Annotated in this window: 1 pseudogene; it reads left to right on the top strand. The window is 63.4% G+C overall.

Annotated features, from left to right (window positions below):
• A pseudogene (locus tag AACY08_RS29965) lies at nt 1–435 on the top strand (RHS repeat domain-containing protein); the annotation flags it as partial.

Raw genomic sequence — 435 nt, 5'->3', positions numbered from 1 at the left:
TGCTCAGCAGTTACCAACACGACGACCAAGGGCGCCTGTTCAACCAAGGCATCGCCGATGCCGAAGGCACTGTTTACCGCCGCCACTACGACTACGACAAATCCGGCAACCTCACCCGCCTCCTCGACACCCGCAAAGGCGAACACCACTACCACTACGACCCGCTAAGCCGCCTCACCCGCGCCGACCACTCCCAAGGCGAGCACGAACGTTTCGGCCACGATCCGGCCGGCAACCTGCTCATGCAAGACCGCCCCGGCCCAGACATCGTCGCCGGCAACCGCCTAATGATCCAAGGCGACCGCCATTACGACTACGACGCCTTCGGCAACCTGATCCGCGAGCGTCGCGGCAAAGGCCACCAGCTAGTCACCGAATACCGCTACGACTGCCAACACCGCCTCATCGGCCTCACCCAACCCAACGGGCAAACCG

This window comes from Pseudomonas sp. EL_65y_Pfl1_R83 (assembly GCF_963970695.1).
GTDB lineage: Bacteria > Pseudomonadota > Gammaproteobacteria > Pseudomonadales > Pseudomonadaceae > Aquipseudomonas > Aquipseudomonas tritici.
The sequence above is the reverse complement of the archived record's forward strand: the minus strand, read 5'-3'. Positions and strand labels throughout refer to the sequence as shown.